Consider the following 12,847-nt stretch of genomic DNA (forward strand, 5'->3'; position numbering starts at 1 on the left):
TTCTTTCGTATACAATGCTCTTATCTGGCGGTCGTTTCATAAAGAGAACAACATTTATCTGCCAGACAGACGATCACCGCCTCCCTGCTCTTAGGAATCTGCCAGGGAATCAGCGGCCACATATGGCTCCTGATAATATTTTCTTCTTTGGCTCCCATAGGAAAATGCCGTCTTGCATTTTTCCATGCACGGGAAGGGTGACTGAATCCATGCCATCTGTGCCAGGTACTCTTCTCATGCCAGTCATACAGATAAAAATCATGAAGAAGAGCTCCTGTCAGCAACGCACGCTCATTGGCACTTAAATGTAGATGCTTATTGATCCAGAAACTTAATTTTACCACATTCATGCAATGCTCATAGGTAGATGTCCTTCCATGCTGCACAAATCCATGCATGGACTGTACCCTACTGTCTTCCTGATATTGCTTCAGGATCTGATGGATCTTCTGTCGGTCTTCCTTGGTCAAATGAAATAAGAACATACGATCATCCTTTTATTTTCTTGCAATCACATACCAGGTTTTACTGTAATTTCCTTCATTTTCCAGGAAATGATTGGAACATTTTTCCACGCGAAACCCATTTTTACAAAGCAGCTCACAGACGGCCTTCTCATCATGAACGATCTCTTTGATGTTTTCCTCGAACTGCCTGATTCCATTTTCGAACACAGTCGTCTTCAGATTGATCCTTCCATCCGGGTCATGGGTTACCATAAACTGTGCCTTCACCGTATCGCTGAAATCAAGATCGATAGGCTCTTCCATAGGAACTTCCTTCTCGTTGAGAATATCAAATATAAAATAACCACCGTCTTCCAGATCATTATATACGTTGGCAAAGATCCGGTCAATATCAGAAAGCTCCATGATATGATTCAGGGCATCACCTGTACAGGTCACAAGATCGAACTTCTGATCCGGCCGGTAAGTGATCATATCTGCCACGTCATAATGAATCTTCGGATTACGCTCTCGTGCGATCGCGATCATCCCTTCTGAAAAGTCCATGCCGCTGGCATTGATCCCATGAGCATGCAGGATCTCGCAGAGGACGCCGGTTCCACAGGCGAGGTCGAGACTTTTCTCAATATGGATCTGATTCTGTTCCATCCATGTTAATAGCTGTTCACCAAATGCCTCCGGAAAATAATTCCAGCCAAACTGGTTGTACACATTGCAAAATGCTTTACTATAACTCATCGTATTCACTCTTATATAAAATAATCTCACCGGCTGCACGGGTCTTTGCAAGATCAATGACCCTCTGATTCTCACTTCCTCGATACTGCAGGGTCAGGTTTCGTTCTGCCATCAGAAACGGGCCGTCTACCAGTACATCGGCCAGCTCCAGAAGACGCTGTACGCCTGACTCTTCCATTTTCAGAAGCTGTTCATATAAGTAGCCAGTATAGATCATCAGATGCTTGTGCATGGCTTTGACCGCCTCTGCAACAGGAACCAGTGCCTCCGCCTGACAAAATGGTTCGCCGCCGGAGAAGGTCACACCGGACAGCAGTGGATTCTGTCGGATGCTCTCCAGGATCTGCTCCACATCAGCAATATGGCCGCCTGCAAAATCATGGGTCTGCGGATTATGGCAGCCAGGACAATGATGGGGACATCCCTGTGTAAAGATCACATAACGGATGCCGGGACCATCCACAATAGAATCCTGGATGGTCCCGGCGATCCGAAGCTCTTTAGGAAAGGCTGTGTTTAACACGATCCCGCTCCTCCGCTCTCTTTGCATTGTTGAACCGATCGGTGGTTCCTACAAGGTAACCGGTAATTCTGCGGATCCGGTCAAATTTTACATCTGCTCCTACCATTCCATTTTCAGGTAATACTCTTCCTGCCATAATACCAATCTCCTTTTCTATGTATTAGTGATTCGGGTCAAAATATACCGGAATATCCGGGTATTTCTTCCGAAGTTCATTCAGTCGTTCAATGGATACTGCTTCTCCTTCATGCCGGCCACATCTTGGACACACGTCATCAATCACACCCGTAAATCCACATACAGGGTCACGATCCACCGGATGGTTTACAGATCCATATCCGATTCCACTCTCTTTCATGCAGCGGATCACTGCTTCAAATGCTTCCGGATTCTTTGCAGTATCTCCATCCAGCTCCACATAACTGATATGTCCCGCATTGGTCAGTGCATGGTACGGTGCCTCAATACGGATCTTCTCGAATGCACTGATCGGATAATATACAGGCACATGGAACGAATTGGTGTAATACTCTCTGTCCGTCACACCCGGGATCTTTCCAAAGCGTTTCTGATCAATACGGACAAATCTTCCGGACAGACCTTCTGCAGGTGTGGCCAGTAAGGTAAAGTTAAGGCCGGTCTTCTCAGACTCTTCATCCAGATATTTCCTCATGTGAGTAATGATCTCAAGACCTAACTTTCTGCTCTCCTCACTCTCGCCGTGGTGCTTGCCGGTCAGAGCTACCAAAGTCTCAGCAAGTCCGATAAATCCAACACTTAACGTACCATTTTTCAGAACCTCTCCCACCTGATCGTTGATATTCAGATTTTCAGAATCGATCCAGATTCCCTGTCCCATCAGGAACGGATAATTTTTCACTGTCTTTTTCTTCTGAATCTCAAAACGGTGAAGAAGCTGTCTGCAGCAAAGAGCCAGACGCTTGTCCAGTGTTTTATAAAATACATCCATGTCACCTTTTGCAAGAATTCCAAGTCGTGGAAGGTTGATGGAAGTAAAGCTTAAGTTTCCTCTTCCGCAGGTCACTTCTTTGGTCGGATCATAATGATTTCCCATAACACGGGTACGGCATCCCATGTAAGCAACCTCCGTGTTATAGTCACCTTCTTTATAGTACGGAAGGTTAAATGGTGCATCGATAAAGCTGAAGTTCGGGAACAGCCGCTTTGCAGATACTTTGATGGCCAGACGGAACAGATCATAGTTAGGATCTCCCGGATTATAGTTGATACCTTCTTTTACTTTAAAGATCTGTACCGGGAAAATAGCAGTTTCGCCATTTCCAAGTCCTGCATCCGTCACCTTCAGAAGATTTTTCATAGCCATCCGCGCTTCCGGACTGGTACAGGTTCCGTAGTTGATGGAGCTGAACGGTACCTGCGCACCGGCTCTGGAATTCATGGTATTCAGGTTATGAACCAATGATTCCATCGCCTGATAGGTGGCAAGATCTGTCTCCTTCATAGCGATCCGAATAGAAGTCTTATGACATCTGCGGATGTCCTCTTCCTTCGGAACTACTTCCATCCAGCCAGCACCTTCCTTCATCACCCACTGCACGAAAGCTTCCTCATAGCTGTCAATATTGCTCATATTGATCCGCTCCGGCATGGCTGCCTTCAGTGCGTTGCGGAACGGTTCACCCAATACATTTTCACAGTCATATTCCAGCCAGAAATACCGCTGAACTGCATCATAATATTCTTTACGGAACGTACATGCCACACCTTCTGCCATGGCATAATCAAAGTTCGGTACTGCCTGTCCACCATGCATCTCATTCTGGTTTGCCTGGATCGCAATACATGCCAGGGAAGCATAGGTTGCAATGGATTTTGGCTGACGGATAAATCCGTGACCAGTAGAGAATCCATCATGGAACAACTTCACCAGATCGATCTGGCAGCAGGTCTCTGTCAGCATGTAAAAGTCTTTATCATGGATATGAATATCGCCATTGATATGCGCAGCCGCAATATCCTTCGGCAAAATATAGTTGTCTACAAAATAGTTAGCACCCTCAGAACCATATTTCAGCATGGTTCCCATGGAAGTATCCGCATCAATATTGGCATTCTCACGCTTGATATCTGCATCAGCCGCGCTGGTAAATGTAAGTTCCCGGTAAATATTTACCAGATCTGCTTCCGTTTTTCTGACTTTGGTATGCTCTGCCCGATATAGAATATATGCTTTTGCTGTCTTGGCATAGCCATGCTCGATCAGCTTCTCTTCCACAAGATCTTGTATCTGTTCCACGTTCGGAATCTGACCATGCGGAATGGATTCTACAATCTCAGTCACCAGTTTTTCAAACTCTAATGGAGAAATGGCCTCTACCATTGCAGCATCATTTGCCTTATGAATTGCACTGCTGATCTTCTTTATATCGAACGGAACCGGAGTTCCATTCCTCTTCTTGATCGTCTCCGGACACGTAATTGTACTCTCCCTCATTTTCATTCCTCCAAAACTATATCTAGTATTTTAGTTCTTATCCCTGTACTAAATACAGTATCACTAAACGATCAGAAGTGCAAGGACAATTTGTACAGGCTAAATGTTTTTCGTGAAGATTATCCTGGATGTCCAATATTAGAATTTATCTGCAAAAAAACTTTTATAGCCCTCTCCATAGATCTCATTTGCACTGGTCACGATCATAAATGCCTGCGGATCCAGTTCTTTTACCAGCTCTTCTACCTGGGGTCCCTGGGTTCTTCGTACCACACAGAAGATCACTTTCTTCTCATCTCCTGTCCAGCCGCCCGTTCCATGAAGATACGTTACCCCGGATTCAATTTCATTCATGATCTGCTTTCCAATCTCATTTGGCTTTGATGTTATAATATAGACCATCTTAGCCTCATCTCCACCGTACAGAACATAATCAAGAGCTTTTCCATTGATCAGAACAGCAATCAACGCATACAGCGCCGTATTGACATTTTTAAATACCAGACCGGAAATAGCTACAATGATCACATCCGTACACTGGAACAGAAAACCTGTTTTCAGATAAGGAAAGTGTTGACGGATGATCTTGATAATAATATCTGTTCCACCTGTGGTTGCACCTGTACGGAAAATCAGTCCAATCCCTGTTGCCATGAGTACGCTTCCAAACAACGCAGCGAGAATCGGGTCGTCTGTAAAAGCCCCCATTCCTGCAAAGAGATTTGTGAAAAATGATGTCATCATGACAGCAAAAGACGTCTTTCCCATGAACTGAAAACCAAATTTCCAGATACCAAGAATTACGATGGGAATATTGATCAGAAAATAAATCGTACCTGTGGGTGCTCCGGTCATACGATTTAAGATGACTGAGATACCGGTCACGCCACCAGGTGCTAAATTATTGGGATCCAGAAACAGGCTGATGCCGACTGCATAGATGATGGATGCGACTGTAATCACCACCAGTTTCATTGCCAGCATGACATATTTATTTTTTCGCATATCCACTTCCTCCTGCTTCTGAATAAATGCCTATTTGTCCAGCATGGTACCCATATAATAGAATCCGCGGCATTCATCCAGGCGAACACGGATCAGTTTTCCGATCAGTTCTTCGCTTCCTTCAAAATGTACCACATGATTGTTACCCAGGCGGCCGGTCACATAGCCATCCATCTGACTGTTTTTCTCTTCTACCAGAACCGTCTCCTCATTTCCGGTAAAACGCTCTGACATTTCCTTGGAAATGGTCTGTACTTCTTTTAAGAGACGGTCAAACCGGTCTTTCACCACATCTTCCGGAATCTGATCTTCCATCACGGCTGCTGGTGTTCCTGTCCGTTTGCTGTATATAAAAGTAAATGCACTGTCGTAGCGTACCTGTCTTACCACATCCAGTGTCTCCTGGAAATCTTCCTCCGTCTCACCCGGGAATCCCACAATAATATCCGTGGTCAGCGCAATATCCGGCATCCGTTCCCGGATCTTTTTCGCCAGAGCCAGATATTTTTCCTTATCGTAACGACGGTTCATAGCCTTCAGGATCCGGCTGCTTCCCGACTGTAACGGCAGATGAAGATGCGGACAGATCTTCTTGGAATTTGCCATGACTTCGATCAGGTCATCAGACAGATCCTTCGGATGAGATGTCATGAAACGGATCCGTTCCAGACCATCGATCTGTTCAATCTCTCTCAAAAGTTCTGCAAATGTCATGGGCTGCTCCAGATTCTTACCATACGAGTTTACATTCTGTCCCAGCAGCATGACTTCCACAACCCCATCTTTGACCAGGGCTTCAATCTCCCGTACAATATCCTTTGCTTCACGGCTGCGTTCCCGGCCACGTACATATGGTACAATACAGTAGCTGCAGAAATTATTGCAGCCGAACATAATGTTGACTCCGGACTTGAAGGCATATTTTCGTTCATTTGGAAGATCTTCCACGATCTGATCCGTATCTTTCCAGATATCGATGATCATCCGGTCTGACTCCAGTGTCATGGCCAGAAGTTCAGCAAATTTGAAAATGTTATGGGTTCCAAAGATGAGATCCACAAAACGATAACTCTTCTGCAGCTTCTCTACAACCGTTGCTTCCTGCATCATACATCCACACAGGGCGATCTTCATATTCGGATTCTTTTTCTTATATCCATGCAGCACGCCCAGACGTCCATAGACACGTAAGTTTGCATTTTCACGGACAGTACAGGTGTTGTAGATCACAAAATCTGCATCCTCACTCTCGGTCTCTACATATCCGGCTTCCCTTAAAATACCGGATAATTTCTCCGAATCACGGGCATTCATCTGACACCCAAAAGTGGTTATATTAGCAGTCAGGGGACGCCCCAGCTTCTCAGACTGTGCTTTTACATATTCCTGTACTTTCTTTATAAAATAATACTGTCTTTCCGGTTCTGTTGTCGGAGCCGGTCTGTTCAAATCTATCATTTCCATCTCCTTGTCATCTCATGCGTTTTTTCATTATCTTTAACTATACTCAAAGGAGAAGTCTCTTGTCAATAGGTCCTGCCAAATAACCTCTTGCCTTTTCTGCCAGTTTCGATATAATTAAAAATAGTATGCCAATAACAATTTTGCAGTAAGACGGAGAGACACATATGATTTTAGCATGTCAGAATATACACAAAGCATTTGGAGAAAAGGTCATCTTAAAGGATGCATCTTTTCATATAGAAGAACGGGAAAAAGCCGCTATTGTAGGAATCAATGGCGCTGGTAAATCTACCCTCCTGAAGATCATCATGGGGGAACTATCAGCTGATGACGGTCAGGTCATCATCACCAAAGGAAAGACCATCGGCTGTCTGGCACAGCATCAGGAAATGGAAAGTAACGGAACCATTTTCCAGGAGCTTGTGACAGTCAAGCAGGATGTACTGGATCTGGAAGCACGGATCCGAAGCCTGGAGCTGTCCATGAAGCATGCAGAAGGCGCTGAACTTCAGGAACTGATGGATAACTATGCCAGACTCAATCATGATTTTGAGCAGAAAAACGGCTATGCCTGGAAAAGTGAGATCACCGGAGTCTTAAAGGGGCTTGGATTTTCTGAAGAAGATTTTGAAAAACATGTAAATACTCTGTCCGGAGGCCAGAAGACCCGCGTATCTTTAGGAAAGCTTCTTCTCTCCCGCCCGGATATTATTATGCTTGATGAGCCTACCAACCATCTGGATATGGATTCTATCGCATGGCTGGAGACATTTCTTATGAATTATCAGGGAGCAGTTATCATCGTATCCCATGACCGGTATTTCCTGAACCGGGTCGTTACCAAGATCGTGGAGATCGATCAGGGAAATGTCACCACTTTTACCGGAAACTATACGGCTTATGCTCAGAAAAAAGCTATGCTCAGAGAAGCACAGATGCAGGCCTATCTGAATCAGCAGCGTGAGATCAAACACCAGGAGGAAGTCATTGCAAAGCTGAAGTCCTTCAATCGTGAAAAATCCATCAAACGCGCCGAAAGCCGTGAGAAAATGCTGGATAAGATCGAAGTTCTGGAACGTCCTACTGAAGTGAAGGCCGATATGCATATTGAGCTGGAACCGCAGATCGTCAGCGGGGAAGATGTGCTGACTGTAGAAGGTCTGTCCAAAGCATTTCCGCCACAGACTCTGTTCAGTCATCTGGATTTTGAGATCAAACGCGGCGAACGCGTAGCTTTGATCGGTAATAACGGAACTGGAAAGACCACGATTCTTAAGATCATCAACGGTGTTGTTCCGGCTGATGCCGGTGAGATCCGGCTAGGCTCTCGTGTACGGATCGGTTATTACGATCAGGAGCACCATGTGTTACATATGGAAAAAACGGTATTTGAAGAGATCTCCGATGCTTACCCGACACTTACCAACACCAAGATCCGCAATGTACTGGCTGCTTTCCTGTTTACCGGTGATGATGTATTTAAGCGGATCAGCGACTTAAGCGGTGGGGAGCGCGGCCGTGTGTCCCTTGCCAAGCTGATGCTGTCAGAGGCCAACTTCCTGATCCTTGACGAGCCCACCAACCATCTGGATATTGTATCCAAGGAAGTACTGGAGCAGGCTCTCAACCGCTACACAGGAACTGTATTTTTCGTATCCCATGACCGATACTTTATCAATACCGTTGCTACCCGTATTCTGGATCTGGCAGACGAGACACTGACTAATTATATTGGAAATTATGACTATTATCTGGAGAAAAAGGAGACTATGACCAACTTTACTTCTGCTCCTTCTTCCACTACAGCCTCTGTTGCTGAGGAATCCATGCAGTCAGAATCCAAATTAGATTGGAAACAGCAAAAAGAACAGCAGGCATTGCTCCGCAAACGACAGAATGATCTGAAAAAAGTAGAAAGCCGGATTGAAGAACTGGAAACCCGCGACAAAGAGATCGACGAACTCCTTGCCAAAGAAGAAGTCTTCACGAATGTGGCGGAAGTCACAAAACTCTCTAAGGAAAAAGATGCCATCCAGACCGAACTGGAAGGACTTTATGAAGAATGGGAGACCCTGTCTGAATAGATAGGGTCTCCCATTCTTTAAAATTCTTTTATTTCTTTTGCAAGAGAAAACGGAATGATTGCTCCATTTTCTGTTTTTGTATAAGCAGTTTCCCTATGCATATAATCCACAATGTCTTTTGCTTTATAATCTTTAAATTTTGAAATTATGCGATCCAGTATTTTCTTTTCCTTTTCATTCAAAACAGAATAATCCATTCCTTCTACAGGATGAACATGAAACATGGACTCAAAATTATAGCTCATCTCTTCTACCACATGCACCCGTTCCAGATTCATAAGACTGTTATGTCCAACAGGCAATGCCCCCATTGCTTCATGTCTGTAAATCAATCCAGACATAGCAAAACCATTTTCTCTATACGAGATTGCATCTGCATACCATAACATCTTCATTAATTTTACTTTATATAAATTTGCTACTTCTTTTGCAAAATAAGATATGATGGCTTCTATCTTATCAATATTAAGCAATGTAAAACCATTGGAATCATCGGGTTCTGTATAGTTTGCATATTCACTTTCGAATGTCTGACGGGTTAAATATTCCCTGCCATAGGAGTCCAGTTTTTTAACCATTTTCAGGCGTATCTCCTGTCTCTTTGTATCCGAAAATTTATCCGCATTCTTCTTCAGAAACTCTAATGCCTGAAGTGGATTATCTTTAATCAGACGAAGCATCGTATCATAAGCCTCATCCTGTATCGCTTTGCTTTCATACCTGGAAATAGTTGCTTCTCCCCAACCAAGTAATCTTGCCATATCTACTTGTGACAATCCATAATTTTCCCGAATGTCAATAATCTCATCAGATGTAAGCAATCCATGACGTACACGATACGCATTTCTTGCATTCATCAGATTCGCATTGGTCATAGCACCCGTTTCAAATTCATTTTCTTCTTCATCAGCATTTTCACAAAAATAAAAATGCTCCTCATAAGCAACTTTCTCTCCTTTTAATGTAGTGGTAACAATTCTTTTCCGTTCTTCAATTTCATGTGTTTTGTCACATAATGGGCACTCCATATAAATTTTTCTAACTAACATAGTATTCTCCATACCCTTTACCTCTCTTTCATTATGGTTGTGCATACGGAAAAATCATTTTTTCTTTTGCATAGTGAAAAGATACACACAGAACATGCTTTTGCGTTTTATTTTTCACTTTCAACTTTATGTAAATAAGCTTCTCTTCAATATCTTTACCAAAGACAAATAATAATGGGGGATTTATATCATCCTTATCAATCTTAGTCTCAGAATATTCCTGTACACTTAATTCTTTTAGTCGTTTAACCACATCCTCCGCCTCATATTCTAAATCTAACAAAGTATAAGGTGTTGAAAATTTTTCGTCTTCTGCTTTTTTCTTCTTTTTTATTATTACCAGATTTTTTTCAGTATCAAAATCTGGCTGATTTAAGAATTTTTTTAATTCTGTCAGAAATTTCTGAACTTCCTTCCTGCTAGATTGTGTACTAAGAAAAATGACATCCATCTCCTTTAATATGTTTGTACTATCAATTGATAGTATATCAGAGATATCTTTTTTGTCAATAAAAAAGCAGGATTCAAACTATAAAAGTTGAATCCTGCCTAAATTTATTGTATCAAAACCGGCAGTATATAATTCGATACAAAAGCACCGATCAGGTAGATCCATGTAAAGATCATAAATGGTTTGTTAAGCCAGGTAATTGATATCCTTTTATGTTCCGGGAGTGCAATCTCCCCTTCTTCCAGCCACAGCTGGTTTCTGGCAAAATCCGTCAGCAGAAATACCAGTCCTGCAATTCCGATCACAAAATCAATAATAACCACCACAGCCATTGCCATGTCCGAAAAATTCTGGGCAAAAAGTGGCAATACACTTCCCACAAAATTCACCATCATATGAATACAGATTGTATAGCGAACATTCCTCGTTTTGCAATACAGATATCCCTGCGCGCATCCGAGAAAAAATGCATAGAACACTTGATTGAGATTCCCATGCATCACTGCAAATACAGTTGCAGACAGGAAGATTGCCGTCTTTTCACCATAAGGATACATCCGGTCGATCACATATTTCCGAAATACCAGCTCTTCTACAATGGGAGCAAGCAATACCACCATGGTAATGACGGGAAGCATATCACTGGTACTGACCAGATCTATCGTTGTGGTTGTCTCTGCACCTGTAAGCATCTCGATGACTGTGCTCCAGAACAGTCCCAGCAAGTTCCCAAGAACCATCAGAAACTGTGCAATGCAGAACCACTTTAACAGGCTTCTGAAAGGCAGTTTCCTCTTCTCCGGTGAAAATGTACCGGGAGCAGCCTTTCTTCTGATCAACAGGAAAAATACCGGAAATGCAAACAGATACGGTATCACAAGCCCGACCATATATAATCCCCAGTCACTCTCCAGCCATGTTCCACCAAAGATTCCAGCCAGAAAACTTGCGAGAAATGCAACAGCAATGCTTACTGCAAAATAAAAGAACCAGGCTCTTCCAACTATAGCAAAATCTCTCTTTGCCTGTCTGGTGTATTCCATTGTTTCATCATATGTTTCCATATTCTTCTCCTACTTGTCCTGCTCATTCATCTCCAGCAGTCGATAGGTCAACAGCAGATACAATAATTGATCAGGCTCTTCCAGATCGATCTGCACCAGTTCTTTAATATGTGCCATCCGGTACAGAAAGGTACTGCGGTGAATGAACAGTTCTTTTGCTGCTTTGACAGCATTCATCTGGCAGGACAGATAGATCTTCAGCGTCTGGTAATACTCTGTCTTATACTTTGCATCATATTTTTTCAAAGTCAGTACTGCATGACTGCATACAATATCAGACTCCAGACGTTCGGTACATTTTCCAAGCAGATAATCAAGAGCGATGTCCTCAAAACGATTGACCCACCGGAGCGGATGCAGCCGCAGTCCTTCTTCCAGTGCGATCTTCGACTGAAGATAATAAGATTTCAGACGATTCAGCCCTGTAAACATATAGCTGATACCCGCCTTCAGATAACTGTCCTGTAAGAAGTCATTGGCAGCCGCCAGAGCCTCTTCCATGGATCTACCATAATGGTTTAAATTCACGTATACCACAATGTTTTCATCCAACAAAAAGGCACAACTTCCCTTCATCAATCCTTCCAGACGATTACAGATAAAACGCACAACGGTCAGATTCTGCCGATCCACCATGGACACATGGATGTTCATACAGAAATACTGATGGGTTTCTTCCCATCGAAACTTGGCAAATCTTGGAGTCAGTGAATTGTCATTCTTGATCTCACCGGTCAGAATATTGGAAAGCAGACGATCCAGTGTGTAACTCAGATCCGACTGAAGAACAGTATATTTTTCCAGCATCTGCTGAATATATTTTGAAAGATGAACGAGTAAATACTCATCATAATGCCGGAATTTTCTGGATGACTCAGCCAGAATCACCCGATAGGCATTATGGTTCTTATCATAGATTTCCACAAACAGATTGTTTTTCTGTGTCTGTGGATCTTCGTACTTCTGCACTTCACCAGAAGGTGATGATATCTCAGATTTTACTGCTGCCAGGATCTGATTATGCTGAAGAATGTCCTGAAATTCTGGCATAGTATCCATCATGGTGCTGTAATCAATGATGAATCCTGCCGAGGTACACACCAGGATCGGATTATGAAAAATACGATAGGAGCTATCAAGAAGTGTTCGCATGGTCCGCTCAGAGAGCGCCATGCGCTGCATACGCTCATCCCACGCGTCATAGGTATCAAACACACGCTGTACAATATTAAAAAGCATCTCAGCTGAATTTTCAGATGGAAAAAAGCATACGCCAAAAAGGCGCTTACTCAAAGAAACAAATCGTTCTCCTACAACAAGCACCAGGTTATCTCCATGCTCCAGAAGATCTGTTTCACTGATATCTGTTTCATGGACAATATAAACTTTATTCTTCCGGAATTCTGTTCCGCTTTGATAAAAAAGCGGACGTTTCAGGTTCATTTCTCCTGAAAGCTCTCCAAAAGAGCAATCAGGATAATTCTGGCGGAGCCTGTCCGCCAGAATCTGCATACTGATACGCATAA

General features: G+C 43.2%; 12 protein-coding genes. 1 reads left to right on the forward strand and 11 read right to left on the reverse strand.

Annotated elements, in window-relative coordinates; genetic code table 11:
- Nucleotides 1-20: 20 nt before the first annotated feature.
- The 7 genes from WMO62_RS11870 to miaB all read right to left on the reverse strand — a co-directional run bounded on the left by WMO62_RS11870 (nt 21) and on the right by miaB (nt 6,673).
- The gene (locus tag WMO62_RS11870; RefSeq protein WP_147600593.1) at nt 21-485 is read right to left on the reverse strand and encodes an HD domain-containing protein; all 465 of its coding nucleotides are present in this window, start codon (nt 483-485) and stop codon (nt 21-23) included.
- A gap of 12 nt (nt 486-497) precedes the next feature.
- Entirely contained in the window at nt 498-1,205 is a 708-nt protein-coding gene (locus tag WMO62_RS11875; RefSeq protein ID WP_118510383.1) for a class I SAM-dependent DNA methyltransferase, read from the reverse strand.
- The gene (gene nrdG / locus WMO62_RS11880; RefSeq protein ID WP_349144793.1) at nt 1,195-1,728 is read right to left on the reverse strand and encodes an anaerobic ribonucleoside-triphosphate reductase activating protein; all 534 of its coding nucleotides are present in this window, start codon (nt 1,726-1,728) and stop codon (nt 1,195-1,197) included. The genes WMO62_RS11875 and nrdG overlap by 11 nt, the downstream gene beginning before the upstream one ends.
- Nucleotides 1,706-1,864, reverse strand: a complete 159-nt coding sequence (gene nrdD / locus WMO62_RS11885) for an anaerobic ribonucleoside-triphosphate reductase (RefSeq protein ID WP_117495986.1) — start codon at nt 1,862-1,864, stop codon at nt 1,706-1,708. The genes nrdG and nrdD overlap by 23 nt, the downstream gene beginning before the upstream one ends.
- 24 nt (nt 1,865-1,888) lie before the next feature.
- Nucleotides 1,889-4,204 carry an anaerobic ribonucleoside triphosphate reductase gene (locus WMO62_RS11890; RefSeq protein ID WP_349144794.1) on the reverse strand — a complete coding sequence of 772 codons (2,316 nt, stop codon included), beginning with the start codon at nt 4,202-4,204 and terminating at the stop codon, nt 1,889-1,891.
- A gap of 138 nt (nt 4,205-4,342) precedes the next feature.
- Complete coding sequence (locus WMO62_RS11895) at nt 4,343-5,209, reverse strand: YitT family protein (RefSeq protein WP_349144795.1); 867 nt, start codon at nt 5,207-5,209, stop codon at nt 4,343-4,345.
- Between the two features lie 30 nt (nt 5,210-5,239).
- The gene (gene miaB, locus WMO62_RS11900) at nt 5,240-6,673 is read right to left on the reverse strand and encodes a tRNA (N6-isopentenyl adenosine(37)-C2)-methylthiotransferase MiaB (protein ID WP_435390495.1); all 1,434 of its coding nucleotides are present in this window, start codon (nt 6,671-6,673) and stop codon (nt 5,240-5,242) included.
- Nucleotides 6,674-6,837: 164 nt separating this feature from the next.
- On the opposite strand from miaB, the gene WMO62_RS11905 reads away from it, so the two are divergent.
- Nucleotides 6,838-8,757, forward strand: coding sequence for an ABC-F family ATP-binding cassette domain-containing protein (locus WMO62_RS11905; protein WP_349144797.1), 1,920 nt, complete (start codon nt 6,838-6,840; stop codon nt 8,755-8,757).
- A 17-nt stretch (nt 8,758-8,774) separates the two neighbouring features.
- Here the strand turns inward: WMO62_RS11905 and WMO62_RS11910 are convergent, their stop codons facing one another.
- The 4 genes from WMO62_RS11910 to WMO62_RS11925 all read right to left on the reverse strand — a co-directional run bounded on the left by WMO62_RS11910 (nt 8,775) and on the right by WMO62_RS11925 (nt 12,845).
- The gene (locus WMO62_RS11910) at nt 8,775-9,806 is read right to left on the reverse strand and encodes a type II TA system antitoxin MqsA family protein (RefSeq protein ID WP_349144798.1); all 1,032 of its coding nucleotides are present in this window, start codon (nt 9,804-9,806) and stop codon (nt 8,775-8,777) included.
- 31 nt (nt 9,807-9,837) lie between these two features.
- On the reverse strand, nt 9,838-10,257 hold the full coding sequence (locus tag WMO62_RS11915; RefSeq protein WP_349144799.1) for a hypothetical protein: 420 nt from the start codon (nt 10,255-10,257) through the stop codon (nt 9,838-9,840).
- A gap of 104 nt (nt 10,258-10,361) precedes the next feature.
- On the reverse strand, nt 10,362-11,321 hold the full coding sequence (locus WMO62_RS11920) for a CPBP family intramembrane glutamic endopeptidase (protein ID WP_349144800.1): 960 nt from the start codon (nt 11,319-11,321) through the stop codon (nt 10,362-10,364).
- 9 nt (nt 11,322-11,330) lie between these two features.
- On the reverse strand, nt 11,331-12,845 hold the full coding sequence (locus WMO62_RS11925; RefSeq protein ID WP_349144801.1) for a PucR family transcriptional regulator: 1,515 nt from the start codon (nt 12,843-12,845) through the stop codon (nt 11,331-11,333).
- Between the last annotated feature and the right edge of the window lie 2 nt (nt 12,846-12,847).

This window comes from Hominiventricola aquisgranensis (assembly GCF_040096225.1).
In the GTDB taxonomy this organism is placed as follows: Bacteria; Bacillota; Clostridia; order Lachnospirales; family Lachnospiraceae; genus Hominiventricola; species Hominiventricola aquisgranensis.